The sequence below is a fragment of the Flagellimonas alvinocaridis genome, assembly GCF_004916895.1.
In the GTDB taxonomy this organism is placed as follows: domain Bacteria; phylum Bacteroidota; class Bacteroidia; order Flavobacteriales; family Flavobacteriaceae; genus Flagellimonas; species Flagellimonas alvinocaridis.
On record NZ_SNTZ01000011.1, the window covers coordinates 1 to 26,475 of the forward strand.

Consider the following 26,475-nt stretch of genomic DNA (forward strand, 5'->3'; position numbering starts at 1 on the left):
TCACGGAGGTGGACGGAAGCATCACCAACGAGATACAAAATTTGGCGAGCGTGCTGGGAGAGGGCAACAGCGCGGGCACATCCATTACGAACGTTACTGACCCGACCAATGCGCAGGACGCCGCCACGAAGAACTATGTTGACACGCAGATCACGGCGAACGCGGCCGATGGCTCGGAGACCATCGTGAACGCCGGTACGGACATCAGTGTGAGCGGCACAGGCACCACTGGCGACCCCTACGTTGTGAACAGCACCTTCACCGAAGTGGACGGAAGCGTGACCAATGAGATCAATACCCGCTTCGAGGTGAGTGGGGCGAACCTAGAGATAGAGGACAGCAACGGTACGTTACAGGTACCTTTGGCCAACTTGGGCAGCGACGACCAGACCTTGTCGGAAGTACTCTCCGAGGGCAACAGCGCGGGCACATCCATAACGAACGTGACGGACCCGACCAATGCGCAGGACGCGGCCACGAAGAACTACGTGGACACGCAGATCACGGCCAACGCGGCCGATGGATCTGAGACCATCGTCAACGCCGGTACGGACATCAGTGTGAGCGGCACAGGCACCACTGGCGACCCCTATATCGTGAACAGCACCTTCACCGAGGTGGACGGTAGCGTGACCAATGAGATCAATACCCGCTTCGAGGTGAGTGGGGCCAACCTAGAGATAGAGGACAGCAACGGTACCCTTCAGGTAGCTTTGGCTGACATCAATATTGATCAAACTGCTTCAGATGTTGATTTGGATACATCGGTTGATTCAGATGGAGATGGTAGTTCGGAAACAACTGTTGAAGGGGCAATTCAGGCCATGTCGCCGATTGTCTCCAAAGCGGCTCGGATTTTTTATCCACCCTCTATCGCTGTTGATGCCTCAACAAATGGAGTTGGTCTAACATTAAACCTATATGATCAGTATGTGGCACAATTTGGCACCCCTGCAGTTGCAAGTTTAGGAGCCCCAGCGGCAATACCAACCTATGGTGCAACGGATCTATACTATTATGTGACCTATGCAGACCCAGCAGTCTTTGATAATATGAGTATTGATGCAAGTGGTGAGCTTACCTATGATATCATTGGTCAGCCATCAGACTATAATGCATTGATTAATGTGGTTTTCGTTGTAAAATAAGAATGAGATAAAGACTGATCGATTTGAACTCAAAAAACTTACATAGGTCTTTATTTATTGGATTGTTCATCCTGTTTTTGGGGATGAACTTTGCAAACGCCCAGTTTTTGCTTCAAGCTCCCAATACGGGTGATGAAAATAACTACCAATGGTTTGAAGCTTCCGATTTGGGTACAGTTCTTGGAACAAATTCTTTTTACGAAGCAACCCAACCCGGTGTTTATTTTGCAACGTACGATGGTACTCTTTGTGGATCTAATGCCACGGGATATTTTATTTTAACAGAATGTGAAGCGCCAAACAATGAAGTTACCTTGGATATTTCTGCCAGTGTGCCTTCAGGAGCTACAGTGAGTTGGAGTCCATCACTGAGTGGAGATCAAACCCGACCAACAGTTACAAGTACCCAAAGTGTGATACGGTATACGGCTACCATTACTAAAGTAGGAAACAGTAGTGAGTTACCACGGTTTACGGTGGTTTGTATGAGTCAGGCGGCTACATTGGTTGATGACTTAATCGTAGTCAATGAAGATGAATCTATTCAAGCGCCCATTTTTGACAATGATTCTGATTTGCCATCTACAGGTACCCTTACCACAACGAACCCTACAAACGGTACTGTCAACATTGATGATAATGGCACACCCAATGACCCATCAGATGATAATGTAACATATATTCCTAATCCTGACTTTAATGGAAGTGATAGTTTTGATTACACCATCTGTAACACCTTAGGAGATTGTAGTACTGCTACGGTGACTGTTGATGTGCTTCCAATTGTGGATACCAATGATGACTCGGTTTCAACAGATCAAGGAGTTGATGTGGCTATTTCATGGAGAGGAAATGATAATGACATTCCAACTATAGGAACTATTACTGCTACTGATCCATCCAATGGATCTATCCAACTAAATGATAATGGCACCACGAACAATCCATCGGATGACAATATTACCTACATACCCAATCCGGGTTATATAGGGACAGATTCTTTCGAATACACCGTTTGCGATGACAATGGACATTGTGATACGGCCACAATCACAGTGATTGTAAACTCTTCTGGAGTTGATTTGGATAGCGATGGGGATGGTATTGTGGATAGTTTTGAGGACCTCAATGCTGATAACGACAATGATCCATCTACCAACCCAACAGATACCGATGAGGATGGTATTCCAGATTACTTGGATATAGATAGTGATAATGATGGTATCCCAGATAATATTGAGGCACAACCTGCATTGGGGTATATTCCACCAAGCTCGGTTGATGTCAATGGAAATGGATTGGACGATGCCTATGAAAATGATGGGAATATTGGTTTGATTCCTCAAGATTCCGATAATGACGGTATTCCAGATTATGTGGATACAGATAGTGATGATGACAATGTTCCAGATATTATTGAGGGCCACGATATGAACCAAGACGGCATTGCCGATATAACACTCATAGGTTCCGATAAAGACAATGACGGTCTTGACGATGCCTTTGAAGGCAGTACGGTCATCGATTTGGATGTCAATGATGAAATTGATGACCCTAGCTCAGATCTTTTGGATACGGATTCTGATGGTATCCCAGATTTTAGGGATTCTGATGATGATGATGATGGTATTGAAACCATTGATGAGGATTTGGATTTGGATGGCAACTATGCCAATGACGATTCCGATGAAGACGGAATACCCAACTATTTGGATGCTGATTTGGGTGAAACAACTGCCGAAGCCATTGATGTGATCAACGTTATCACTCCCAATGGGGATGGAGTACACGACGTATTGGCCATTAACGGTATTGAAGATTATCCAAACAACACGGTCAGGATCTATAACCGATGGGGGGTAATGGTCTTCCAGACCAAGTCCTATAATACTACTGGAAATGTTTTTGACGGTACTTCCCAAGGTAGGGTAACGGTCGATCAAGACAACAAGCTTCCTGTGGGTACCTATTTCTACGTCATTGATTATCAGGATCAAGGTGGAAACATGAAGCAACTCTCAGGATACATATACATTAACAGATAAACATGGTTACTGTGGAGATAAAACATATTCTAAGGAACGTACAGAAACTATCGACCCTACTTTTTCTGGTTGTTGTGGGAACGGTCCATGCGCAGCAAGATGCACAGTATACCCAGTACATGTACAATACGGTAAGTGTTAACCCGGCTTATGCAGGTTCGCGGGGGCATTTGAGCATCGCGGCACTATATAGGAACCAATGGTTAGGGCTTGATGGAGCTCCTGAAACACAGACCCTCAACATTCATACACCTATGGGTTACCGAGGAGTTGGATTGGGAATCTCTGTTGTGAACGATAAAATTGGACCCACTTCGGAAACCTATTTTGATGTGGACTTTTCCTATACGATCCAAACCTCTTTTGAGGGTAAGTTGAGTTTTGGTCTTAAGGCCAGTGCACACATGTTGGACATTCGCTATTCAGAATTGGATGAGTTTGAAATAGACCCACAGCTGCAGTCCCAGCAGGATATTCAAAACAAATTTTCTCCAAATATTGGAGCTGGCGTATATTACCATACGGACAGGTTTTATGCAGGTCTTTCGGCTCCAAGGATTTTGGAAACCACCCACTTTGATGAATCCTCGGTATCTACGGCCAAGGAGCAAATCAACCTATATGCCATCACAGGTTATGTCTGGGACTTAAACCCTTTCTTAAAGTTTAAACCCACTCTTTTGACCAAGGTGGTTCAAGGTGCACCCTTACAGCTAGACCTTTCCGCCAATTTTATGCTGAATGAGCGGTTCATTGGAGGGGTTGCCTATAGGTGGGATGCTGCTTTCAGCGGACTGTTTGGTTTTATGGTTTCCGATCAGTTGATGATAGGACTCGCCTATGATCGTGAGATTACCGAATTGGGTGCAGCTACATTTAACGATGGTTCTTTTGAGGTTATTCTTCGGTACGACTTCCGAAGAAACATTGGGAATCTAAAATCCCCACGCTTCTTTTAGGAACAATTTAGAACCCTTAGCCCCATAAATTCCTACAAAGGTCATATTTTTACCTCATGGAAGAGGAAAAAGTGATTTTGGTAAATGAGGCGGATGAACCTATTGGCCTTATGCCCAAAATGGAAGCGCATGAAAAAGCATTGCTACATAGGGCTTTTTCAGTTTTCGTGATGAATGATAAGGGAGAAACCATGCTCCAACAACGTGCCAAAGACAAGTACCATTCCCCTTTGCTGTGGACAAATACCTGCTGTAGTCACCAACGTGACGGTGAGAGTAATATTGAGGCCGGTAAACGCAGACTTATGGAAGAAATGGGGTTTCAAACGGAGTTAAAAGAACTGTTTTCCTTTGTCTACAAAGCCCCTTTTGATAATGGACTTACCGAACATGAATTTGATCATGTGATGATGGGTTCCTACAACGATTCTCCCAATATCAACCCAGAGGAAGTGGCCGATTGGAAATGGATGCGGCCATCAGATATCAAAAAAGATATAGCAGTACAGCCAGAGCAGTATACCGCATGGTTCAAGATTATTTTTGAACGTTTCTATGACCATTTGATGAAAAATCCCCAGACAAAATGAAAGTCAAGGTAAGCAGAAAGGCTAATTTTAATGCGGCCCACCGATTGCACAGACCTGATTGGGATGAGCAGAAGAACCAAGCAATTTTTGGAAAATGCAACAATCCCCGTTATCATGGGCATAATTATGACCTTATTGTAAGTATTACGGGGGAGATTGATCAGGAAACTGGTTTTGTAATGGATTTAAAAGTGCTCAAAGATTTGATCAAGGAGCATGTGGAAGAGGCTTTGGACCACAAAAACCTAAATGCTGATGTTCCTGAGTTCAAGGAACTCAACCCAACTGCGGAGAATATTGCCGTGGTTATTTGGAATAAACTCAGGCCCTACATAGACCAGGCCAATGAATTGGAAGTGGTACTCTATGAAACGCCGCGTAATTTTGTAACCTATTCAGGATAACATGGATTTATACCCTTTAAAGTTCAAGCCCATTCTCAAGGAACGTCTTTGGGGAGGAACAAAACTCAGAGACGTACTCAACAAACCCATAGAGAGTGATATTACTGGGGAAAGTTGGGAACTTTCTGGGGTTAGTGGGGATATTTCCGAAGTGGCCAATGGGACTTTGCAGGGAACCTCACTTCAGGAATTGATAACGCTTCACGGTGAAAGCCTCTTGGGAAAAAGTGTGGTGGAACGGTTTAGGAATGAATTCCCCATTTTGATAAAATTCATAGACGCCAAGCAAGACCTATCCATTCAATTGCATCCCAATGATGCATTGGCCAAGAGAAGACATAATTCCTTTGGAAAAACAGAGATGTGGTACATAATGGATGCCAATCCCGGTTCCCAATTGATCGTGGGTTTCAATAAAGATGTTGAGAAAACGGAATATATTGAAAGCCTTGAGTCTGGCAACCTTTTGAATTTGATGAATTATGAAGAGGTCAATGAAGGCGACACCTTTTTCATCAATACCGGAAAAATACATGCTATAGGAGCAGGGGTGTTGTTGGCTGAGATTCAGCAAACTTCTGACATTACCTATCGGGTCTATGATTTTGACCGAAGGGACAAGGATGGTAATCTAAGGGAACTGCACACTAGTTTGGCCATAGATGCTATTGATTATGAACAGAAAAACGATTTTAAGGTTAATTATCAAAAGTATAAGGATGTAACCAATGCCATGGTGGACTGCCCTTATTTTAAGACGAACTTTTTAGACTTGTCCAAAAACATTGGGCTAGATGTGTCGCAAAGAGATTCGTTCATCATTTACATGTGTGTTGGCGGGGAAGCAAAGATTTCCAACGACTGGGGCACCACTGACATTAAAAAGGGGGAGACGGTCTTGATTGGTGCTTCCAGTAGCAACATAAATATAGATACCAAAGGGGCTAAACTTTTGGAAGTTACCATTTAATAGTACCTTTATAAAAAACAGCGGTATGCCAAGTATACGTGATTTAAAAAAGGATGTCAACTTTGTCTTGGGAGACATCATAGAAGCAGTCTACATTTGGGAGGCAGGCTCGGATAACAAGGAATCCGAAGAGGGAACGGTCATTATTGACAAGGCCATTGAAGCTTTTGATGAGCTCATGGACAAAATCAACCAAAAAAATGTTGAGGACCAAAAAGCACATTTTAGGAGTGTGCGGGCCCAACTCGAGGAAAAGGCCACACAGTTGGTCAATGATTTGAACAGTCTTGCCAGTTAGTTAATCCTGCTTGCTTAGAAAGTCCTGGAACACCTTTCCGTATTTGGATGTGGCTACTTCGGGCGTAAGGGCGTTATATACAGAATCCAAATATTTAGGGTTGGCATCGCTTGCCTCTGCCATCATAATATATGGAGTGGCATAGGAGTCTCCATTGTTCAAACCAAAGTTTAGTGCGTATCTGTATCGTCTTACCAAATTAATGTCCGCTAGTTTTTGAAGCGAATCCAAGGCTGTTGAATCTCCTTGAAACTCAGGTAACGAAGCCTGCTGGGCCAGTGCAATGTCCCTGATGTTGAATTTGGATATCATCTCATTGAATTCCGAAAACTTATCATGCGATGCAGAACCAGAAATCTTTGGGTCGGTATCAAATGTCTTCCATGTGGTATTTATGGTAATCTGACCTGGTTCACCAAAAAAGGTGATTCGGTCATTGATATCGTTATTGTCTTGTTTTTTCAAGTAGAGGTAAAAAATGTCGGGACTTTCCAATTCCTCCGAAAAAGTGAATGCCCCATCACCCTCAATTTCCAAGGAATCCAATGCCACAAGCGTTGAATCCTTGAACTGTTGTAGGTAAAGGGTCCCTTTTTTCAATCCTTTTACATTTCCAGAAATCGTCATGGTGCTTTCTGTGTTTTTTTCACAGGACAGCACCAACATTCCCAATGACAATACAAATAGTAACCTCTTCATGGATAAAAATTTTGCAGGGCAAATATCAAATAATCTTCTGAAATATTTAAACTTTGGAGGCGACTTCCATCAACAAAGCACATAAATAAGCCCCTGCGGTACCCACTACATACCCAAAAACGGCCAAAAGAATCCCCACAGAAGTAAGTGAAGGATGGAACTCTGCCGCAACAACTGGCGCTGAAGCCGCTCCTCCAACATTCGCCTGACTTCCCACTGCAAGGAAAAAGTAGGGGGCCTTGATGAGTTTGGCCACTAAAATTAGAAGACTTGCATGAATGGCCATCCAGATCAACCCAATGGCAATGAGTCCTGGGTTTTCCAAAACTTTGCCCAAATCCATTTTCATACCAATGGTGGCCACCAATATGTAAATGAACATTCCCCCAATCTTGCTGGCTCCGGCACCTTCATAGGTCTTGGCCTTGGTAAAAGACAGTCCAATGCCAATGGCGGTTGCAAACACTACCATCCACAGGAACTCGGAACCTAAGGAAGAGAGAATTTTTTGTTTGTTTCGGATGACTTCAAAATTATCTTGTAAGAATCCTGCAAAATGGGTTCCTAGAAAATGGGCAATTCCAACTCCGGTGAAGGCGAAGAATAGCATCATTATAAAATCCGGAAGTGTTGTAACACGTGCAATTTTATCAGTATAAGTTGATACTTTTTTCTTAAGTTCTTCAATGGACGAACTGTCTGCCTTGAGCCAACGATCTATTTGTTTGGTTTTACCAATGCCCAAGAGAAGAATCGCCATCCATAAATTGGCTACTACAATATCAATCAACACCATACCGCCATAGTTCTCCTGGTTGTAATTGAATACTTCCAGCATGGCCGCTTGATTGGCACCACCACCGATCCAACTCCCAGCAATGGTGGCAAGACCTCGCCAAACAGCGTCAAAGCCACTTCCACCAACCGTTTCGGGAGAAAATATGGAAACAATAAGAATAGCCACAGGTCCACCAAGGATAATGCCTGCAGTACCTGTAAGAAACATAATCAATGCTTTGGAACCCAAATTGGCAATTGCTTTAAGATCTATGCTCAAAGTCATCAATATTAAGGCAGCAGGCAATAAATACCTACTGGCCACATAGTAAGTCTGGGAAGAGGATTCATCCACGATACCCAAACTTGCCAGAATGGCAGGGAGTAAATAGCACATAAGTACTGTGGGTACAATGGAGTAGAATTTCTTCCAAAAACCAGTATTCAAGGATGAGGTGTAAAAGACAAAACCGAGGCAGAGACAGAGTAGTCCAAAGATGACCGTGTCTTCGGTCAAGGGTAGTTGATCCATAGAATTAAAATAGCGATAGCCCCAAATATAGGAAAATCAAAAATGGTCGTGGGCAAACCTTATCCTTACCTTGATCAAATGTTCAGCCAATAGGTCAATTTTAAATTGATGGACCTACTCCTAGGTGTAAAAGAGTTTACAAAATAATTGTCGTTGTACACTAAAAATAGATCGGATAATGGGGCAAAGCGCCATTGTAAACGGGAATTAAAGCCCAGATTGTCCCTTTGGTTGCTATATTGAATCAAGGTGGACCAGAAAATGGATTTGTTGAAGGTGATGTTGATTCGGGGGCTTATCAGCCATATATCTGCACTTTCATAAGGCTCAGGTAGTTTTATGCTATCGTAGTTCAATCCTAGCGAAAGGAAGACCTTAGGTTGTAGGCGGAGGCTCATGTCCCCTTCAAATGAAAATCGCGTACCATTAAAAAAATCGCCATATCCAGGTTCCAGTGAATAGGAAAAAACCTTTCGTTGATCACTCTGGAATTCCACTTCATAGCTGGTGTAGTAATACCCTTGATCAGCAGGAAGTTCCACCCCACCATCTGTTCCGGTAGGGTCAAAAGGCTCCGTGAGGAATGTAAATCGGTTAAAAAGGCGTGCAGATAGCTCTTCCTGGGTTTTAAACTGCGCTTGCCAACCAGAAAAAATAAAATAATCAGTGTTTCTATAGTCCAAGGTAGGTTTCCATTCAAAATTGGGGTTGAATGTAAATCCATGAAAGTTTAGACGTCCCTTTTTGGGCCAAAAATTTAGTTCTGCAAATGGCTTGGCCGATACAACGTCCTCCCTTCGGATGAACCCTAAATCAGAACGAAAATCCTCACCCACAAAATTACCGACAAGGCCAAAATTTAGGTAGCGTGAATTGTAGTTTAGGGTAATACCCCCAGCATCATCCCTTGACCCAATTTCATGGGCAAAGGATTTATGGTAGAAGAATTTTCCAGTCCACGTATTGTCTGCCGAAGCTAAATTGTAATCCAATCCCAAAACCCGGTTGTACCTCTCTGTTTCCTCTAAAAAATCATAATCCTTAAAAGTCTGGCGGTTCACTAAAATGAAACTAAGATTGGAACGGGAGAACATTCTCTGCTGAAGGGCCAAAACCGTATTGTTGTTACCGGCAATATGGTTGGCCTCATCTTCTTCAGTTTGGATGGTTAAAAACCCCAAACGTAGGTTCTCATTTAGTTTTCCACTGAGCCTTACTCCACCAATGATTCCATTTTCTATGGTTTCCCCATCCAAATCCTCTGCAATACCTATTCTTCTTGAAAAGAAGGGGTTTGTATCATCTTCGCTACCAAATGACCCGAAAAGATCACTGTTATCAATAAAAAATTGTCTTCTTTCCGGGAGTGAGATTTCAAAACGGGTAAGATTGGTCACAAAGTTGTCTACCTCAACATTTGAAAAATCTGGATTTACCGTAATGTCAAGGTTCATTCCGTTGCCAATGGAAACCTTGGCATCCCCACCAAAATTTAAAGCGCTGAGGTCATTATCGTTTTCGTAGTCTTTGCCTGCAATCCCATTCACATACGGAATCAAAGCCATGGGGGTCCTTGATTTTCCCAAAGGCTTTTCAAATACCATATCACCCATAAAAGCCAAACTATAGATCAACTGGTTTTGGGGAATTTCCATCCAAGTACTGGTTTCGTTGGATTGCATATCAAAGCGGTAGCTGTTAAAGCGCCATTTGGTCTCTCCTTGTTTAAACTTGAACGAGGTCAAGGGAATGGCCAATTCGCACACATAGTACCCATCGTAAAGGCGGGTTTCCCCCTGCCATTTAACGTCCCAAGAAGTAGTGAAGCCACTTGGGCCAGACCCTCCGTTGGAAATTAGGGCCTCTCTACGTACGCCATAGGGATTCATTCCAAAAAGAAATGCATTGGTACCATCGTTGAAGGTGTCAAACAGCAAACTGATATTGTCGTTTCCCCCAGCTCTGTAGTCCCTTTCCAAAGATGGAATTACATAATTGTCGCCCTCAGTGTTCAGTTTAATTCCAATGTAGAGCGTTGTGGCATTGTACAGCATTTTAATATCGGTCTGTTGTGCTGCCAAGGTTGAGTCTGAGGGGAAATATTGCTGAAAATTGTTGGCACTTTCGGCAGTTTTCCAAATAGTTTCATCTAAAATGCCATCCACCAAAATAGGCTCATTGGTAAATTTAACCGTAAAGCTTTTGGGTTGGGACTGGGCAAAAAATAGAAAAGGAAGAAGTGTTGTAACAAGTACAAGACGTAATCTAAGCATTGTTTTGAGTCTAGTCGGTGCTCAAATTTAAGGCTTAGGGTCGTTAAAAAAATCCCAAAATTTTTTATGAGGATGTTCATTGATAAAAGATTATGAAAATTGTTGTCCACTTGTTTTTACTTTTGATTTTAGAGTTCCCTATTTTTGAAAAAACCTTGGATAATGAAAAAAGTTATACTTCTTGCTTTGCTTTTGCCCCTATGTTCTTTTGGTAATTTTTGGGGAGAAACAGGCCACCGGGTAACGGGTCATATTGCACAAAACCATTTAACGGGAAAGGCCAAGAGGATTTTGAACGACCTCTTGGATGGCCATAGCCTGGCTTTTGTCTCTACCTATGCCGATGAGATCAAGGCAGATCGTTCCTATTCCAAATTCTCGGCATGGCATTATGTAAACTATCCCTTGGGCATGCGCTATGAAGATTCTGAAAAGAGCGAATATGGTGATATTGTCACTGCCATTGAGGAGTGTATCAGGGTGGTTAAGAACAAGGATAGTAGTCGAGCAGATCGGGTTTTTTACCTAAAAATGTTGGTTCACTTTATTGGAGACCTACACCAGCCCATGCATGCCAGTAGGGCAGAGGATAAGGGAGGGAATGATATCCAAGTACAGTGGTTCGGACAGGGAAGTAACCTTCACAGGGTGTGGGATAAGAATTTGATCGTATCCTACGGAATGACCTATACGGAATTGGCCAATGAGTTGGATAGAGGCGTTTCTAGAAAAGAGTGCAAGAAAATACAGGAGGGAAGCATTTATGATTGGGTGGATGAATCCCACGAAATCTGTGGTACCCTCTACGAATCTGTTGAGGTTGGTGAAAAACTGGGATACCGGTATACCTATGATTACAACGACCTTTTATTTGAACAGCTTCAAAAAGGGGGATTGCGGCTGGCCAAGGTCTTGAACGACCTCTTTAGTTAAGCCAGCAATCTATTGCAGAACGGTCTTGAGCTGGTTTCTGTATTCGGATGGATTTTGTCCGGTAAAGGCCTTGAACGACTTGTTGAAATGCGAAAAGTTGTTGAAACCGCTGTCATAGCACACCTGTGTAATGCTGATTGGTTGTTCGGCAAGTAGTTTGGATGCATGTACCAAACGATATTCGTTCACGAACTGGGTAAAGGTCTTATTGGTAATTTTTTTGAAGTAACGACAAAATGAGGGTACAGTCATACTTACTAAATCCGCAATTTCATTTAGGCCGATGTCTTCCTTAAAATTGGTCTTCACATGGTTGAAGACAATATTGATGCGGTCATTGTCCTTTACCTCGGTTTCCATTGCAAACCCTTCTCCATTGAGTACTTTTATTTCATCCGAGGTGGCCAATACATTCAGAATGTTTAAAATGGAAAGCAAGCGCTGAAAATCGGTCTGATATTCCAAGATCTCCATTTTTTCACCCACTTTGGTCTTCGTCTTTCCGGAAAATGCAATACCGCCCTTGGCTACTTCGAACAGTTTTTGGATGTTCTTCATTTCTGGGATGTTAAAAAAATCACTGCCCAGAAAATCAGCTTTCATCTGAATGAGTGTTTCACTTTTGTTGCCCGTTAGTTTATCTGTAAAACCACAGTGGGGCAAGTTAGAGCCAATAAGAATCAGATCCCCATTTCTAAAATAGGAAACATGGCTACCTATTTGCCTCTTGCCAGAACCTCCGTTAATATAGACCAACTCCAACTCGGGGTGGTAATGCCAACCAATGTTCTTGTTCTCATGCCGCTCACTGAATTTCTGATACAGGAATGAGTGTCCAAAACTGGGTGCAATTGCCTCAAAAGCAGGTTTTTGAATCATTTTGGCCATTTTCTTTTTCGTACTGTAAAATTATGGTCATAGCTAAAATAGCGTCTCCACAAAATTAACCAAAATATATGGTATTTTAACATTAACTAATTATTAACCATTCCGGAAGGTTAAAATTGTACATATACTGGAAAAAATGGTGGTGTTTCTGTTCAATCTTCAACCCTAGCTTTGTACTGTAATCTAAAAACAGAATGTTATGAAATCAGTTGTTAAGTATACCGTGGCAATGGCGTTTCTTTTTGCAACAGCAATAGGAGTTGCCAATGGGCCAGCAAAAAGTGAGGTTGAAAGAAAGTTGATCAATGTTGACCTTGACCCCGTATTTGTTAAAAAAGGGGGAAAATTGATGATGAACCTTTTGAACCTATCAGAAGGAGCTGTTACAGTTAAAGTGTATGACAGTCAAAAAAGACTGGTTTACAATGAGACTATAGATGGGCAAGTTGTGGTAGAAAAATCCTTCAACTTTGAGAAAGCCTTTGAAGATGAATACACCGTAGTTGTTTCCGATAAGAAAGGAACATACAAGGAAACTGTGGTGGTAAGATAGTTTGTTTAGTTAATTTTTATGTGCATGGGGGCCTTTTAGGCCCCTTTTTTATAGAAACTTTTTAAGGCGTTCTCTTTTGTGAAGGGGTAAAGAATCATTGGATATGGCCAATTTTAAGATGGTTTGATCTTTTTCTTTGGCATATAAAAGCCTGTAGAATTGCTGGGTGGTCAATGGATTGCTGGACTCCTCTACCAGTTCCATGGTGTCGCCAGAGTTTACTTTGCCCACTTCCAGAATGCGGACATAAGTGCCCGGCCATCCATGGTTTATAAATTGTTTTAGGATTTCTTGGGTTCCAAACCTTAGCCCAAGCTTAAAACAGGGTTCCCTAGGTTGGGTAATCTGAACCAGTGCAGTACCCAATCTGTATATGCTACCCACCCTGATTTGGGATTCATCCAGTCCTTCAACGGTAAGGTTTTCACCAAACATGCCCCAATTCCAATCCAGATGGGGATATTTTTCCTTCCAGTACGGATATTGTTCAACCGAAAACAAATAACAGGCCTTATAGATACCTCCATGCACCTTACGGTCTCCAATGGTATCCCCTGATACGCTTTCGGCTTCCAATAGTAAGGGAGTGTTCACCGGGGATTTATAAATTCCTGTGGTGATCAGTGTATCGTTCCAAGAAACCTCTGTGGGTTTTCCTAAGTTGGTGGAGATAATTTGCATGCCACCAAGGTAAAAAAAACCATCGCAATCTGCGATGGTTTTTTTATCATGTTTTCATTGGACCGATACTATTTTTCCAAACGCTTGGCTACGGCAAATCCTGCCAACAACCCAACCCCTGCCATAAAGAAAATGGTTCCGGGATAGGCTACATCCTCATTCACCCCTAAGTTGTAGACCATAAAGGCTGCCATAAAAATGGCTATGCCAATACCGATAAAAAGAAGGGCAACATTGATAAGGATGATTTTCCAAAAAGGAACTTTACCTTCACGTTTCCCCTGAAAAAAGATGCTGGCATCGGCCCCTTTCTCTATCAAGGCCATGCGTTCTTTGTTCCGGGTTGAATAATACAGATAGGCAATCGCAAAGACTGCTCCAAAAATTACGGGTAAGATGATTACTTCAGATCCCATGATTGTTCGTTTTTAATGATTATACTTCTTTGGTTTTTAGCCTATGACGGGATTTTTATGGATCAGGTTACAGAGTTCCATAAAAAAGTGAAATTTATGTAACCAAAACAATAGGTTTAACGTCCAATCTGCAATGTTGACCACCAAGGAAAGAAAATTGATACAGAGCATTCGCAAGGGGAATACCCGTGCATTTTCTGAATTGGTCAATACATATAAAGATTTGGTCTACACCTTAACCCTTCGTATGTTGGGAAATAGGGAAGAGGCCGAAGAGGTTTCGCAGGACACCTTTATTAAGGTATTTAACTCGTTGGAACATTTTAAGGGCGATTCAAAAATATCGACATGGGTCTACAGGATTGCATATAATACCTGTTTGGACCGGATACGGTTACGAAAGAGCAGAAAATTCTTGGATGTTGGTGAAATGCAAGATTTTATCTTTACGGAGATGGATACGGCCTTGGACAAAATGGTCAGGGAAGAACGGGGGAGGCTTGTGGGGCAATGTCTGGCAAAGTTGCCCAGTGAGGATGCAGGGCTTTTGACCTTGTTTTATTTTGAGGAGAAAAGTCTTTTGGAAATTGAGAATATATTGAATGTTCCGGTAAATTCGCTGAAAGTACAATTGTTCCGGGCAAGGAAGAAGTTGGCAGCGGTATTGGAAGGCCATTTAAAACCAGAAATACTTCAAAACAATGGATGAGCAACAAAATAAAGAACTTGAAGCGTTCATAGACAAGGTCATGGGAGAAACTTCCTTGGAGTCGCCCTCACCGGATTTTACCGAAAAGCTTATGGCAAAGATTGAGACACAATCCCAAAAGCAAGTGTTCGTAGCCCACCCTCTTTTGCCGAAAAAGCTTCTCACATTTCTGTTTCTGGCCTTTGTGGCAGGATTTATTTATTTGCTGATGACCTATGGCCTTGATTCCAGTCAAGGATGGTTTAAAAATATACAGTGGAATTATGATTTCTCCAAAACATGGAGTTGGATGGAAGGATATACTGCTTCCAAGGCAACCCTATATGCCGTCTTGCTCTTCGGAGTGTTGTTTTTTGTGCAAATACCCTGGTTGAAACGCTATTTGGATCAACACGGAACCTTAGGGTAAAATGTATCCATAAGCCCAATACATCAATATAAATTGTAATGGAATCCTGAGAACCAATATCCATTTGGGGATTCCTGCAGCGGCTTTTTTACTGGAAAGCATGTAAAAGTGCACGGTTAGAAATACAGTCAACATGGCAATGATTCCATAGGCACTCAGGTTTCGGGACACTTGAAAACATAGTCCCAAGCCTAGGACCATCTCGGCCGCACCACTCAATAATACTAAAAATTTGTGATGAGGGAGATAGCGGGGCATAATGCGCAAATACATCTTGGGAAATATAAAATGGGCCAAGCCTGCAATTATGTACAGTACGGCCATTGCATAAAGATGCCAAGGATTTTCCATATCTTAAAAATAAGAAAACGGATACCAAAAGGGAAATTGTCAGTTCGAGCGAAGTCGAGAACTCTTATTTAGGATATAGAGGACTTGCATCTCGACTGCGCTCGATGTGACAGTATTTTTGTAGATAGATGTTTATTTGATCATATCATAGCTGCGGCTAATGAACTTAGTGAGTTCTTCACCTTTCAGCAATCCTTTGCTCAATCGGGCCAAATCCAGGGATTGATTGATCAAACGTTCCCTCTTTTTGTCTGTTTTGGTGTTCAATATCTCGCTGACCAATTCATGGTTGGTGTTCACGATAAGGTTGTACATATCGGGCATGTTGCCCATTCCAAAAATTCCACCACCTCCGGTTCGTTGCATTTCCTTCATGCGGCGCATGAACTCAGGTTCAGTGATGATGAAGGGGGAAGCGTTACTGTCCATGGCCTCCAATTGAATAGTGTATCCTTTATCGGCGCTGATGACTTTCTCCAAATTTTCCTTTAAGCGGTCTTTTTCTTCATCGGATAATTTGGAAATGGCCGTATCCTCTTTTTTGACCAAGTTGTCTATATGGTCGGCATCCACGCGGACAAAGGATAGATTTTCCTTGGAGCCCTCCAGTTTCTGCATCAAATGCGAAACAATAGGGGAGTCCATCAACAAAATTTCATAGCCTTTTGCCTTGGCGGCTTCAATGTAGCTGTGCTGCGCTTCCATATCCGAAGCATAGAGAACTACCAATTTATTATCCTTATCGGTCTGGTTGTCCTTGATTTTGGCCTCCAGTTCCTCAAAAGTGTAAAACGTGCCATCCACGGTAGGGTAAAGGGCAAACTTATCGGCTTTTTCAAAGAATTTTTCTTCGGAAAGCATGCCGTATTCAATCACGATTTTGATGTCGTTCCACTTTTGTTCAAAATCCTCCCGGTTGTTCTTGAATAGGGAACTCAACTTATCGGCCACCTTTCTAGTGATGTAAGAAGAGATTTTCTTCACGGCACCATCGGCCTGCAGATAAGATCGTGATACGTTCAAGGGAATGTCAGGGGAATCAATGACCCCACGCAACATGGTCAGGAATTCAGGAACAATACCTTCCACATTATCCGTAACGAACACTTGGTTCTGGTACAATTGAATCCTGTCTTTCTGGATATTGAGGTCATTCGTCAATTTGGGAAAATACAGAATCCCGGTCAGGTTAAAGGGATAGTCCACATTCAGATGGATGTGGAACAAAGGCTCCTCGAACTGCATGGGATAAAGCCCCCTGTAAAAATTCTTGTAATCCTCGTCCTTAAGGTCGGTGGGCTGCTTGGTCCATGCCGGAGCAGGGTTGTTGATGATATCGTCCACCTCTTCTGTTGGAGCTGGCTCGTCCTCTTTGGCCCCTTCTGGCTTGGGAAGTGTTTCCGTACGGGTTCCAAATTTAATCGGAATGGGCATGAACTTGTTGTACTTGGTCAGCAGTTCACGGATTTTGGCATCTTCCAAAAATTCGGTGGAATCCTCCGCAATATGAAGGATGATTTCCGTACCCCTGTCTTTTTTCTTAGCTTCTTCCAGGGTAAATTCAGGGGAGCCATCACAGACCCAATGTACTGCGGGCTCATCCTTGAAGCTCTTGGTGATGATCTCTACCTTTTCCGCCACCATAAAGGCCGAATAGAAACCAAGTCCAAAATGACCTATGATTCCCGTATCCTTACCGGCATCTTTATATTTGTCCAAAAACTCCTCCGCTCCTGAAAAAGCCACCTCGTTGATGTACTTTTTCACTTCATCCTCGGTCATACCGACCCCTTGGTCCAAAATGTGGATGCGTTTTTTGTCCTTGTCCACTTTGACCTCGATGATGGGATTTCCATATTCCACCTTGGCCTCGCCAATGGAGGTCAAGTGCTTTAGCTTTAGGGTTGCATCCGTTGCATTTGAAATAAGTTCCCTTAAGAAGATTTCATGATCACTGTACAGAAACTTCTTGATCAAGGGAAAGATGTTCTCTACTGAAACATTGATTTTACCTGTTGCCATTGTTTTTACATTTTCTTTACGCCATTAGGACAAAAAAAATACCAGACTGATAAAGGTGACAAACTGACATTGACCCTTGACATAGGACCCAGATAAAAATTTAACATAATTTTGTTTATCTTTTTTTTAAAAAAATTAAACAAAATATGTATCTTTAGATTGTTATTGGAAAGATTGCTATGAAATAGGTTTATCCATAACGTACTTTTATTTATTGGTTAGGTTGTTGGAAATGCATCTTCGCTCGGAGGTGCATTTTCGTTTTGTGATAAAGCTCCAAAACCGTCTAAACTTTTATTTTATCAATATTTATGCGGTTCTATGGATATATTTTTTACTTTTCGGTTTAATAGCCCCGTTTTTTTGATAATTTATTTATAAACGTAGGACAATGTATAATTCAAGAATATCAGGACTGGGATTCTATGTACCTGAAAATGTGGTCACCAATGATGATTTGTCCAAAGTAATGGACACCAATGATGAATGGATTCAAGAACGTACCGGTATAAGAGAACGCAGACATGTGGTAAAGGGCACGGATACCACCACATCCATGGGAGTAAAGGCGGCGCAAAAAGCCATTGAAAGGGCAGGAATAGATAAGAATGATATTGATTTTATCATTTTCGCCACCTTGAGCCCTGATTACTATTTTCCAGGTCCAGGGGTTTTGGTACAACGTGATTTGGATATCAAAACCGTGGGAGCTTTGGATATTAGAAACCAATGCTCTGGATTCGTGTATGGCATTTCTGTGGCGGACCAATATATTAAAAGCGGCATGTACAAGAATGTGTTGGTCATTGGTTCCGAACTGCATTCCCATGGGCTGGACATGACCACAAGGGGGAGGGGAGTCTCCGTAATATTTGGGGATGGTGCCGGAGCAGCGGTGCTCACCCGGGAGGAAGAAACAACCAAAGGAATTTTATCATCGCACCTACATTCTGAAGGACAGCATGCTGAGGAGCTTTCACTGATTGCCCCGGGGATGGGAAAACGTTGGGTAACCGATATTCTGGAAGATGTTGACTCAGGGGAAGAGGATACCTCTTATTTTCCGTACATGAACGGACAATTTGTCTTCAAAAATGCTGTGGTTCGTTTTAGTGAAGTGATTATGGAAGGGTTGGGAGCGAACAATTTGGGGCCTCAGGATATTGATATGCTGATTCCCCACCAAGCCAATTTGCGCATTTCACAATTCATTCAAAAGAAATTTGGACTATCTGATGATCAGGTATTCAACAATATTATGAGCTATGGGAACACAACGGCAGCTTCTATTCCCATTGCATTGACTGAAGCTTGGGAACAAGGGAAGGTCAAAGAAGGTGATTTGGTGGTCTTGGCCGCATTTGGGAGTGGCTTTACCTGGGGAAGCGTAATTATTAGATGGTAAAATGGGAAGACAGATCCCGGAGCTGACCCCGCCGCTGATAGAATTCATCAATAATCAAAAAATGTTCTTTGTGGCCACGGCCATGGATGAGGGTTCCGTGAACCTGTCCCCAAAAGGATTGGATTCATTGAGAGTGATCAATTCCCAACGGGTCATTTGGCTCAACCTTACCGGAAGTGGCAATGAAACAGCCATCCATTTGGAGCACAAAAACCGAATTACCCTAATGTTCTGTGCCTTCGAGGGTGACCCTTTGATTTTACGATTGTATGGAACAGCAAAGGTCTATTCCTATAAAAGTACTGAGTGGGAAGAGCATATTGGATTATTCCCTGAGATGGCTGGGGGTAGGCAGTTGGTTGATGTACATATTGAAAAAGTGCAGACCTCATGCGGTATGGGAATTCCCATTATGGAATACCAACACCAACGGAAAGAACTGGTGGATTGGGCACAAAAGCAGGGAGAAAGTGGTCTGAAAAAATATTGGGAGAAGAAAAACACCGTCAGTTTGGATGGTCTCCCGCATAAGTTTGACTAAATAAAAACCCCGATCTTTCCAGACCGGGGTTTTTTATTGATACCTCTGGCAATATTAACCAACCAACACTTTTTTGCCGAGTATATCAATTTTCAATTATAGAATGCCTCCACCAGTTTCTTTGGTTCGGTCGTCTCTTCTTTTACGCTGTTTGGCGCGGTTTTTTCCACTTCCAAAACGATAGGACAAGCCTACATATACGTTGTTGCTTTCCCAATTGAATCCTCCTTCTTGTAAATATGGGCGTTCCCCATCAAAAGCAAAACGCATGGTGTTGAAAATGTCGTTGTAGTTTACACTTATGGTACCCTTGCCCTCATCAAAGCTATATCGTGCTCCAAGATTTACAAAGTACATGGGTTCTACCTTAAATTGGATGTTTCTGTTTTTACCGCGATAAAATCCAAAGGCTTGTAGGGTAAGTTTTTTGGTCACGGTAAAGCTGTTGTTCATTCGTAGGTTCCAGGCGGTGTTGTCCACTTCCACATCTTCAACTACGATATCGTCTTCGGATGGATCGGCAATGTTACCTGGAATGCTCTCCGTGATACCTCGATTGGTTTGGGAGAAAATATCGAAACTACCATTGATGTTCCACCATTTTGTAGGCCTATAGTTGGTTGAAAACTCAAATCCATATGCGGAAGTTTCATCAAAATTATCGAAAGTGAGTATGATTTTGTTGAAGTCCAGTCGGTCCACAAAAACTGCTCTGTTGATTTCATCCTTGATGCTACGGTAAAATACACCCCCTGTTATGCTACCATTTTTGATACGCCGGGTATAATTTGCTTCATAGGAACTGGTGAACTGAGGCACCAAATTCGGGTTACCAAAAGAAGAGATCAACGGAGTGGCAAACTCTCTGATGGGATTTACTTGCTGCAACCCAGGACGATCTACACGTCTGCTATAGCTTACCTGTAACTGGTCCTTTTCATTGGGAGTAAATGTTAAAAAGGCAGAGGGGTATATTTCGGTATACTTATCGGTAAAGGCTCTTACACTATTGGTATCTGCCTGAACCTCCACATCTTCTATACGTACGCCCATTTGATACGACCACTTCTTGTAATTCTGACCGAAAGTGGCATAGGCCGAGTAGATATCCATTCCATACACAAAGTTGGTATTGGGGGTTGGTACCAAAACACCGTTTGAGTTAAAGGAAGAACCTGTTGAAGCATAGTCCACATCAGTTTCAAAGTTTCTGGCCTCTAAGCCAATTTCCAATTTTGAGATACTGTCCAGCGGATTTACATAGTCCAAGTTGGCTATGGTCTGGTCCCTTTTGGTATCCACAAAATCCATGTAGTTTGGATATAGTGAGGCGCCCACTGATCTAAAATTGGCGTCTTGGTTATTTTCAAAGCGGTTATGGTCCACTTCCAGTTCAATATTATGTCCTTCTTTGGCAAAATCCAATTTGTAATTAAAGTTGTACTGTTCGCTTCGGTTGTCCGAAACATCGTTGAAAAATTGGGTTACATTGCGGGATGCATCCGTGTTATAGGTTACCTCGGTGATGCCCCTTCCATCACCTTCAAAAATGTTTTGGTTGGTGAAAACGGAAATGGTATTTTTTTCATTAAGGTAGAAATCGACCCCCAATTTATACAAGTGGGACTTGTTGTTGTTGAAGAAATCGAAATCTTGCAATGAGTTTTCTTCCAATCTGAAGATATTTCCATTGTTCACATACTTGCCTATGTTGTTGCCATAATTTCCATAAAAGTTAAACTTCCCGTTTCTGTAGTTCAAATCAACAGAACTGTTGAATTTGGCTTCAATTCCTTTGGTAAGCCCCAAGTTAACATTTCCATTGAACCCAATATTGGCGTTTCCGTGAAGCACAATATTGATGATGCCACTCATGCCCTCGGGATTGTACTTGGCCGATGGATTGGTGATCAATTCAATGGACTTAATGGAGGTTGATGGGATTTGACGCAGCAATTGCGCAACAGGGACGTTGGATAGTTTTCCATCTACCATTACCCGAACATTGGAGTTGCCACGAAGGGTAATATCTCCAGTCTGTGCATCTACGTTTACAGATGGAATGTTGTTCATAATGTCTGAAGCTGTGGCACCGGCCGTAGTCAAGTCTTTTCCCACATTAATGACCTTTCTGTCCACACGTTGTTCAATGGTGGTTCGTTCTCCAACCAACTCTACTTCATCCAATTCTTGGGTGTTCTCCATTAGGGTAATGGTGCCCAAGTTCAGGTTTCGGTTGTTTTTGTTGATGACCAAGGTTTCGGAGTGGGTCTTGTATCCTATAAACTGTACTTCCAGTAAAAAAGAGCCATCAGGCAGTTTTTTTATTTCAAAGGTACCATCATCGTTGGTGATACCCCCGGTGATTGTTTCAGAACCATCCTCGGATTTTATAACTACTGCGGCATAGGCCACAGGTTGTTGAAGTGCATTGTCAATGACAGTTCCCGATATGGAACCTAATGCGTCTTCTAAAGGGTTTGCAAATAGTTTGGTTGAGTGTGCACTGCATATAAGCAATGCAAAAAGTAAGACTACTTTTTTCATGAGCTGTTCGTTTTTTGATTAGATTGACGATGATACCTACAAGACGTATTGTAGATGGGAATGTTACATGTAGAAATAATTTTAACATTATTTAACAAAATGTAAATGGGCTCAATGTAAGTGAAGGTCTTTGAGTTAGACTAACATGATGCTGAAAAAAAGAAACCCTGACAATTTCAACCGAAGTTGACTGCCAGGGTTTTAACATTGATAAGCTATACTAAACACTAACCATTAACTATAAAAAATACAGTCTTACCAATGAAAGATTTTATCTATACAATAGACGTGTTTTTTTGTAAAAAGTTTCAATATTTAACGCAGTTTAACACATAAATTAACAAATGGGCCAAACACTTGTCATGGGGGCTTCTACAAACCCAGGAAGATACAGCAATATAGCAATTCGTAGATTGGTTGAGAACAAGGTGGAAACAACCGCATTTGGAATCAATGGGGGAACTGTATCAGGAGTACAAATTAAGGATAACTTGAGTGATTTTCAAAATGTTGACACCATAACCTTGTATTTAAACCCTAAAAGGCAAAAAGAGTACTACCAAAAAATTTTGGACATCAAACCTAAGCGGGTCATATTTAATCCAGGTACAGAAAATCCTGAATTTCAAGAAATCTTGACCCAGGCCGGCATTGAAGTTGAGGTAGCTTGTACTTTGGTACTTCTTGCTACTGGGCAGTATTAGGTATGGTTTCTCTTGTTCTGATCAACCATAGCCCAATAAATGTCAAAAGTCCGTTCAGAGGCAACAACTCATAACCAACGATGTATCCGCCCAAATAGTCGGCAGGGATGTTGGCCACAAGTACAATAATGGTCACTGAAAGTAAGGCGACAATCCACACATAGGCATCTTTTACCTTGTGTTTGGTGAAAATGCCAAAGGCAAAGAGGCCCAATAGAGGCCCGTAGGTATATCCCGCAACAGTCAAAAGGCTATCAATGACATTGCTGCTCAAGATGTACTTAAAGGCAATGATCACCAGTACCAACAAAATGCTCATGGCAATATGGGTTTGTTTCCTGACTTTCTTTTGTTCGGCCTCGGTTTTTTTCTCAACATTTAAAAAATCAACACAAAAGGAAGTGGTCAGCGAGGTAAGCGCACTATCGGCACTACTGTAGGCGGCGGCAATAAGTCCCAGCATAAAGGTAACCGCAAGGGCAAGGCCCAACCCGCCGTTCAGTGCGATTTCAGGAAACAACAAATCCGTTTTTGGTGTACCGTCCATAAGCGGTATGGAAATGGACTCCCGTTGGGCATAAATAAAAAGAAGGGCCCCAAGAAGCAAGAACAGAATCTTGGCACCAACCAAAACAAAGGTGAAGGATACCATATTCTTCTGGGCATCTTTCAAGGATTTACAGGTAAGGTTCTTCTGCATCATATCTTGATCCAATCCGGTCATGCAAATGGTCACGAACATGCCGCCTAAAAACGATTTGATGAAATGGTTGCGGTCCAGAAAATCATCCATTATTAGAATGTTGCTATAATCTTTAAGCTCATTGGATGCCAAAAATTCACCAAAGCTCCAGCCAAGGGCATCATTGATCAGCACTATGGAGAGGACAACGGCCGTGATCATAAAAAGTGTTTGTAATGTATCGGTCCAAACAATGGTTTTAATACCGCCACGGTTGGTGTATAGCCAAATCAATAGAATTGAAATGGCAACGGTAAACTCAAACCGCACCCCAAGGTCATCAAAAACAAATTGTTGCAATACTATGGCCACTAGGTACAATCGGAAAGAAGCTCCCAAAACCCTGGAGATAAAAAAGAAAAAAGCTCCCGTTTTATGGCTTACGGTACCAAAACGCTCCAATAAATACTCATAAATGGAAGTTAGATTAAGCTTGTAATAGAGGGGTAACAAAAGAAAAGCCACCACCAAATACCCGAAAATGTACCCAATAACTACCTGTAAATAGCTAAACTGGGTATCCGCCACCCAACCGGGAACCGAAATAAAAGTTACTCCAGACAACGAAGCCCCAACCATGCCAAAAGCAACCACATACCAAGGGGATTGTTTCCCTGCCTTGAAGAAATCTGCGTTGGAGTCATTTTTACCGGTAAAATAAGAGATTAGAATCAGCACCAAGAAATAGGCACCAATAAGAAGGAGAATTTGTGTGGCTGTCATAAAGGTATTTTGATTTGCAAAGTACAAAAGTTAATTGGTAACGCTAAAATCGTAATTTTGTTGGACATTTAAGGCTATGGAATTTTCATCAAAGCTATTGGAAAATGCAGTTTACGAAGTGTCGCAATTGCCTGGTATTGGCAAACGAACGGCATTGCGTTTGGTTTTGCACCTGTTGAAACAACCTCTGGAAAGAACGGAACACTTGTCCAATGCCCTTTTAAAACTCAAGGGTGAGGTGAATTTTTGCAAGCAATGCCATAATATTTCGGACACAGAACTTTGCGAGATATGCGCCAATCCCAAGAGGGATGAGTCCTTGGTATGTGTGGTGGAGGACATTAGGGACGTAATGGCCATTGAAAATACATCGCAATACAACGGACTGTACCATGTTTTGGGAGGTAAAATTTCGCCTATGGAAGGTATTGGCCCCCAAGACCTGAACATTGTATCGTTGGTGAATCGGGTAAAAGAAGGCACCGTGAAAGAGCTCATTTTTGCATTGAGTTCCACCATGGAAGGTGATACTACCAATTTTTATATCTACCGACAGTTGGAAGGTTTGGAAGTGACTACCTCCACTATAGCTCGGGGAATTTCGGTTGGGGATGAATTGGAATATGCAGATGAGGTAACTTTGGGAAGAAGTATTTTAAACCGGGTTCCATTTGAAAGTTCCATGAAGACCACTTAGATTCGATTAATTTATATGGTTAAATCAATAAAGAGTCGATTTCTTTAGTATTTTTGCAAAATATAAGTCAATATCACTTCGTTAAATAAGAATATGTCAAAATTTGAATTGAAATTACCGCAGATGGGAGAAAGTGTTGCAGAAGCAACATTGACCACTTGGCTCAAGGAGGTGGGCGATACCATAGAAATGGACGAAGCCGTATTTGAAATTGCCACTGATAAGGTAGATTCAGAAGTGCCGAGTGAGGTGGAAGGTGTGTTGTTGGAAAAAAGATTTGAAGTAGATGACGTTATAAAAGTAGGCGAAGTTGTTGCCGTAATTCAAATAGAAGGAGAAGCAGAAGATAGTTTGGATACTGCAAACCCGGAAGAAAAAACTGAAAAGGTTGAAACAGCAGAACCTGCGATTGCCTTGGAAAGTCAAATGGCCCAAGTAAAAGAGGCCGTGTCTTCCCCAGCTCCCGTTTTTTCAAGTTCAGACCGATTTTATTCGCCCTTGGTAAAAAACATAGCCAAAGAAGAAGGAGTTTCCATGGAAGAATTGGAGTCCATTATAGGAACCGGGAAAGAAGGACGGGTGACCAAGAATGACATCAAGGCCTTTTTAGAGAACCGTTCCAACAATGGTGGCCCCAAAACTGAACAAGCACCTGCAGCCGAACCAACCAAAACAGTGGAAGCACCTCCCAAAGTGGATAAAAGTGTTGCAGAAAAACCAAAGCCAACTCCAGTGCAAGCTGGTGCCGGTGATGAGATTATTCCCTTGACCCGAATGGGTAAACTTATAGCACAACATATGGTGGATAGTGTAGCCACATCTGCCCATGTGCAAAGTTTTGTTGAAGTGGATGTTACCAATGTGGTGAATTGGAGAAACAAGGTAAAAAAGAGTTTTGAGGAACGCGAAGGCGAAAAACTCACCTTTACCCCAATTTTTATGGAAGCTGTGGCAGTTGCCTTGAAAAAATATCCTTTAATGAACATTTCATTGGATGGGGACAAGGTCATTAAAAAGAAAAACATCAACCTTGGAATGGCAGCAGCCCTTCCTGATGGAAACTTGATCGTACCCGTAATAAAAAATGCCGACCAACTTAATTTAGTGGGCATGGCCAAGACCGTGAACGATTTAGCCAATAGAGCGCGCAACAATCAGTTAAAACCGGATGAAATCAAAGATGGAACCTATACAGTAACCAATGTGGGGTCATTTGGAAGCGTTTTTGGAACGCCTATCATCAATCAGCCACAAGTTGGGATATTGGCTCTGGGGGCTATTCGTAAGATTCCATCCGTAATTGAGACTGACCAAGGAGAATACATCGGCATCCGAAGTAAAATGTACCTGTCCCACAGTTATGATCACCGAGTGGTCAATGGAGCTCTAGGAGGAATGTTCGTGAAAACGGTGGCCGATTATTTGGAAGCTTGGGATATAAATCGGGAAATCTAATCCA

Annotated in this window: 26 protein-coding genes; 16 read left to right on the forward strand and 10 right to left on the reverse strand. The window is 42.1% G+C overall.

What is annotated here, in order from left to right; translation table 11 throughout:
- The 7 genes from EZV76_RS17090 to EZV76_RS14160 all read left to right on the forward strand — a co-directional run.
- On the forward strand, positions 1–1,148 hold a 1,148-nt coding region (locus EZV76_RS17090), incomplete at its 5' end, for a hypothetical protein (RefSeq protein ID WP_161594426.1).
- A gap of 83 nt (positions 1,149–1,231) precedes the next feature.
- Positions 1,232–3,193, forward strand: a complete 1,962-nt coding sequence (locus EZV76_RS14135) for a T9SS type B sorting domain-containing protein (RefSeq protein ID WP_136567303.1) — start codon at positions 1,232–1,234, stop codon at positions 3,191–3,193.
- Positions 3,194–3,195: 2 nt separating this feature from the next.
- Positions 3,196–4,152, forward strand: coding sequence for a PorP/SprF family type IX secretion system membrane protein (locus EZV76_RS14140; RefSeq protein ID WP_136567224.1), 957 nt, complete (start codon positions 3,196–3,198; stop codon positions 4,150–4,152).
- A 56-nt stretch (positions 4,153–4,208) separates the two neighbouring features.
- Entirely contained in the window at positions 4,209–4,742 is a 534-nt protein-coding gene (gene idi / locus EZV76_RS14145; protein WP_136567225.1) for an isopentenyl-diphosphate Delta-isomerase, read from the forward strand.
- Positions 4,739–5,146 carry a 6-pyruvoyl trahydropterin synthase family protein gene (locus EZV76_RS14150; protein ID WP_136567226.1) on the forward strand — a complete coding sequence of 136 codons (408 nt, stop codon included), beginning with the start codon at positions 4,739–4,741 and terminating at the stop codon, positions 5,144–5,146. Before idi ends, EZV76_RS14150 begins: the two co-directional genes overlap by 4 nt.
- Position 5,147: 1 nt before the next feature.
- Entirely contained in the window at positions 5,148–6,116 is a 969-nt protein-coding gene (locus EZV76_RS14155) for a type I phosphomannose isomerase catalytic subunit (protein ID WP_136567227.1), read from the forward strand.
- Between the two features lie 25 nt (positions 6,117–6,141).
- Complete coding sequence (locus tag EZV76_RS14160) at positions 6,142–6,414, forward strand: hypothetical protein (RefSeq protein WP_136567228.1); 273 nt, start codon at positions 6,142–6,144, stop codon at positions 6,412–6,414.
- On the opposite strand, the gene EZV76_RS14165 is transcribed toward EZV76_RS14160, so the two are convergent.
- From EZV76_RS14165 to EZV76_RS14175, 3 genes are all read right to left on the reverse strand, one after another.
- Entirely contained in the window at positions 6,415–7,113 is a 699-nt protein-coding gene (locus EZV76_RS14165; RefSeq protein ID WP_136567229.1) for a DUF4369 domain-containing protein, read from the reverse strand.
- Between the two features lie 46 nt (positions 7,114–7,159).
- Positions 7,160–8,422 carry a DUF819 family protein gene (locus EZV76_RS14170; RefSeq protein WP_136567230.1) on the reverse strand — a complete coding sequence of 421 codons (1,263 nt, stop codon included), beginning with the start codon at positions 8,420–8,422 and terminating at the stop codon, positions 7,160–7,162.
- A 74-nt stretch (positions 8,423–8,496) separates the two neighbouring features.
- Positions 8,497–10,695 (reverse strand): DUF5916 domain-containing protein, encoded by a 2,199-nt coding sequence (locus EZV76_RS14175; RefSeq protein WP_136567231.1) that lies wholly within the window; start codon positions 10,693–10,695, stop codon positions 8,497–8,499.
- A gap of 162 nt (positions 10,696–10,857) precedes the next feature.
- Here EZV76_RS14175 and EZV76_RS14180 point away from each other — a divergent pair, with 162 nt between their 5' ends.
- Entirely contained in the window at positions 10,858–11,628 is a 771-nt protein-coding gene (locus tag EZV76_RS14180; RefSeq protein WP_136567232.1) for a S1/P1 nuclease, read from the forward strand.
- 9 nt (positions 11,629–11,637) lie between these two features.
- Here EZV76_RS14180 and EZV76_RS14185 read toward each other — a convergent pair whose 3' ends face one another.
- Positions 11,638–12,507: an AraC family transcriptional regulator gene (locus EZV76_RS14185; protein ID WP_136567233.1), complete on the reverse strand. Its 870-nt coding sequence runs from the start codon at positions 12,505–12,507 to the stop codon at positions 11,638–11,640.
- A gap of 208 nt (positions 12,508–12,715) precedes the next feature.
- Between EZV76_RS14185 and EZV76_RS14190 the strand changes: the two genes are divergently transcribed.
- Complete coding sequence (locus tag EZV76_RS14190; RefSeq protein ID WP_136567234.1) at positions 12,716–13,069, forward strand: hypothetical protein; 354 nt, start codon at positions 12,716–12,718, stop codon at positions 13,067–13,069.
- A 48-nt stretch (positions 13,070–13,117) separates the two neighbouring features.
- Here the strand turns inward: EZV76_RS14190 and EZV76_RS14195 are convergent, their stop codons facing one another.
- On the reverse strand, positions 13,118–13,750 hold the full coding sequence (locus tag EZV76_RS14195; RefSeq protein WP_136567235.1) for an MOSC domain-containing protein: 633 nt from the start codon (positions 13,748–13,750) through the stop codon (positions 13,118–13,120).
- 68 nt (positions 13,751–13,818) lie between these two features.
- Complete coding sequence (locus EZV76_RS14200) at positions 13,819–14,166, reverse strand: DUF6249 domain-containing protein (protein ID WP_136567236.1); 348 nt, start codon at positions 14,164–14,166, stop codon at positions 13,819–13,821.
- A gap of 133 nt (positions 14,167–14,299) precedes the next feature.
- On the opposite strand from EZV76_RS14200, the gene EZV76_RS14205 reads away from it, so the two are divergent.
- Both EZV76_RS14205 and EZV76_RS14210 read left to right on the forward strand, forming a co-directional pair.
- A complete protein-coding gene (locus EZV76_RS14205; protein ID WP_136567237.1) occupies positions 14,300–14,875 on the forward strand; it encodes an RNA polymerase sigma factor in 576 nt (191 codons plus the stop codon).
- The gene (locus tag EZV76_RS14210; protein WP_136567238.1) at positions 14,868–15,284 is read left to right on the forward strand and encodes a hypothetical protein; all 417 of its coding nucleotides are present in this window, start codon (positions 14,868–14,870) and stop codon (positions 15,282–15,284) included. The genes EZV76_RS14205 and EZV76_RS14210 overlap by 8 nt, the downstream gene beginning before the upstream one ends.
- Here the strand turns inward: EZV76_RS14210 and EZV76_RS14215 are convergent.
- Together EZV76_RS14215 and htpG are read right to left on the reverse strand one after the other, a co-directional pair.
- Positions 15,276–15,635, reverse strand: a complete 360-nt coding sequence (locus tag EZV76_RS14215; RefSeq protein WP_136567239.1) for a DoxX family protein — start codon at positions 15,633–15,635, stop codon at positions 15,276–15,278. The two genes, EZV76_RS14210 and EZV76_RS14215, sit on opposite strands and share 9 nt — an antisense overlap.
- 132 nt (positions 15,636–15,767) lie before the next feature.
- Positions 15,768–17,657 carry a molecular chaperone HtpG gene (gene htpG, locus EZV76_RS14220; RefSeq protein WP_136567240.1) on the reverse strand — a complete coding sequence of 630 codons (1,890 nt, stop codon included), beginning with the start codon at positions 17,655–17,657 and terminating at the stop codon, positions 15,768–15,770.
- Between the two features lie 391 nt (positions 17,658–18,048).
- Here htpG and EZV76_RS14225 point away from each other — a divergent pair, with 391 nt between their 5' ends.
- Both EZV76_RS14225 and EZV76_RS14230 read left to right on the forward strand, forming a co-directional pair.
- A complete protein-coding gene (locus EZV76_RS14225) occupies positions 18,049–19,062 on the forward strand; it encodes a 3-oxoacyl-ACP synthase III family protein (protein ID WP_136567241.1) in 1,014 nt (337 codons plus the stop codon).
- Position 19,063: 1 nt separating this feature from the next.
- The gene (locus tag EZV76_RS14230; RefSeq protein WP_136567242.1) at positions 19,064–19,603 is read left to right on the forward strand and encodes a pyridoxamine 5'-phosphate oxidase family protein; all 540 of its coding nucleotides are present in this window, start codon (positions 19,064–19,066) and stop codon (positions 19,601–19,603) included.
- Between the two features lie 96 nt (positions 19,604–19,699).
- Here the strand turns inward: EZV76_RS14230 and EZV76_RS14235 are convergent, their stop codons facing one another.
- On the reverse strand, positions 19,700–22,150 hold the full coding sequence (locus EZV76_RS14235; protein WP_136567243.1) for a TonB-dependent receptor: 2,451 nt from the start codon (positions 22,148–22,150) through the stop codon (positions 19,700–19,702).
- A gap of 344 nt (positions 22,151–22,494) precedes the next feature.
- On the opposite strand from EZV76_RS14235, the gene EZV76_RS14240 reads away from it, so the two are divergent.
- Positions 22,495–22,854 carry a CoA-binding protein gene (locus tag EZV76_RS14240; RefSeq protein ID WP_136567244.1) on the forward strand — a complete coding sequence of 120 codons (360 nt, stop codon included), beginning with the start codon at positions 22,495–22,497 and terminating at the stop codon, positions 22,852–22,854.
- Here the strand turns inward: EZV76_RS14240 and EZV76_RS14245 are convergent.
- Entirely contained in the window at positions 22,838–24,319 is a 1,482-nt protein-coding gene (locus tag EZV76_RS14245; RefSeq protein ID WP_136567245.1) for a sodium:solute symporter, read from the reverse strand. The genes EZV76_RS14240 and EZV76_RS14245 overlap by 17 nt on opposite strands.
- 76 nt (positions 24,320–24,395) lie before the next feature.
- Between EZV76_RS14245 and recR the strand changes: the two genes are divergently transcribed.
- A complete protein-coding gene (gene recR, locus EZV76_RS14250) occupies positions 24,396–25,016 on the forward strand; it encodes a recombination mediator RecR (protein ID WP_136567246.1) in 621 nt (206 codons plus the stop codon).
- A 93-nt stretch (positions 25,017–25,109) separates the two neighbouring features.
- Positions 25,110–26,471 (forward strand): dihydrolipoamide acetyltransferase family protein, encoded by a 1,362-nt coding sequence (locus EZV76_RS14255; protein WP_136567247.1) that lies wholly within the window; start codon positions 25,110–25,112, stop codon positions 26,469–26,471.
- The last annotated feature ends 4 nt before the right edge of the window (positions 26,472–26,475 follow it).

Excerpts from the sequence above, each read along its gene's own strand:
- EZV76_RS14235 (WP_136567243.1), bottom strand. The coding sequence starts at position 22,150 with ATGAAAAAAGTAGTCTTACTTTTTGCATTGCTTATATGCAGTGCACAC.
- EZV76_RS14175 (WP_136567231.1), bottom strand. The coding sequence starts at position 10,695 with ATGCTTAGATTACGTCTTGTACTTGTTACAACACTTCTTCCTTTTCTA.
- EZV76_RS14160 (WP_136567228.1), top strand. The coding sequence starts at position 6,142 with ATGCCAAGTATACGTGATTTAAAAAAGGATGTCAACTTTGTCTTGGGA.
- htpG (WP_136567240.1), bottom strand. The coding sequence starts at position 17,657 with ATGGCAACAGGTAAAATCAATGTTTCAGTAGAGAACATCTTTCCCTTG.
- EZV76_RS14230 (WP_136567242.1), top strand. The coding sequence starts at position 19,064 with ATGGGAAGACAGATCCCGGAGCTGACCCCGCCGCTGATAGAATTCATC.
- EZV76_RS14210 (WP_136567238.1), top strand. The coding sequence starts at position 14,868 with ATGGATGAGCAACAAAATAAAGAACTTGAAGCGTTCATAGACAAGGTC.
- EZV76_RS14170 (WP_136567230.1), bottom strand. The coding sequence starts at position 8,422 with ATGGATCAACTACCCTTGACCGAAGACACGGTCATCTTTGGACTACTC.
- EZV76_RS14155 (WP_136567227.1), top strand. The coding sequence starts at position 5,148 with ATGGATTTATACCCTTTAAAGTTCAAGCCCATTCTCAAGGAACGTCTT.
- EZV76_RS14190 (WP_136567234.1), top strand. The coding sequence starts at position 12,716 with ATGAAATCAGTTGTTAAGTATACCGTGGCAATGGCGTTTCTTTTTGCA.
- EZV76_RS14195 (WP_136567235.1), bottom strand. The coding sequence starts at position 13,750 with ATGCAAATTATCTCCACCAACTTAGGAAAACCCACAGAGGTTTCTTGG.
- EZV76_RS14150 (WP_136567226.1), top strand. The coding sequence starts at position 4,739 with ATGAAAGTCAAGGTAAGCAGAAAGGCTAATTTTAATGCGGCCCACCGA.
- idi (WP_136567225.1), top strand. The coding sequence starts at position 4,209 with ATGGAAGAGGAAAAAGTGATTTTGGTAAATGAGGCGGATGAACCTATT.
- EZV76_RS14225 (WP_136567241.1), top strand. The coding sequence starts at position 18,049 with ATGTATAATTCAAGAATATCAGGACTGGGATTCTATGTACCTGAAAAT.
- EZV76_RS14135 (WP_136567303.1), top strand. The coding sequence starts at position 1,232 with ATGAACTTTGCAAACGCCCAGTTTTTGCTTCAAGCTCCCAATACGGGT.
- EZV76_RS14200 (WP_136567236.1), bottom strand. The coding sequence starts at position 14,166 with ATGGGATCTGAAGTAATCATCTTACCCGTAATTTTTGGAGCAGTCTTT.
- EZV76_RS14245 (WP_136567245.1), bottom strand. The coding sequence starts at position 24,319 with ATGACAGCCACACAAATTCTCCTTCTTATTGGTGCCTATTTCTTGGTG.
- EZV76_RS14205 (WP_136567237.1), top strand. The coding sequence starts at position 14,300 with ATGTTGACCACCAAGGAAAGAAAATTGATACAGAGCATTCGCAAGGGG.
- recR (WP_136567246.1), top strand. The coding sequence starts at position 24,396 with ATGGAATTTTCATCAAAGCTATTGGAAAATGCAGTTTACGAAGTGTCG.
- EZV76_RS14255 (WP_136567247.1), top strand. The coding sequence starts at position 25,110 with ATGTCAAAATTTGAATTGAAATTACCGCAGATGGGAGAAAGTGTTGCA.
- EZV76_RS14180 (WP_136567232.1), top strand. The coding sequence starts at position 10,858 with ATGAAAAAAGTTATACTTCTTGCTTTGCTTTTGCCCCTATGTTCTTTT.
- EZV76_RS14140 (WP_136567224.1), top strand. The coding sequence starts at position 3,196 with ATGGTTACTGTGGAGATAAAACATATTCTAAGGAACGTACAGAAACTA.
- EZV76_RS14185 (WP_136567233.1), bottom strand. The coding sequence starts at position 12,507 with ATGATTCAAAAACCTGCTTTTGAGGCAATTGCACCCAGTTTTGGACAC.
- EZV76_RS14165 (WP_136567229.1), bottom strand. The coding sequence starts at position 7,113 with ATGAAGAGGTTACTATTTGTATTGTCATTGGGAATGTTGGTGCTGTCC.
- EZV76_RS14240 (WP_136567244.1), top strand. The coding sequence starts at position 22,495 with ATGGGCCAAACACTTGTCATGGGGGCTTCTACAAACCCAGGAAGATAC.
- EZV76_RS14215 (WP_136567239.1), bottom strand. The coding sequence starts at position 15,635 with ATGGAAAATCCTTGGCATCTTTATGCAATGGCCGTACTGTACATAATT.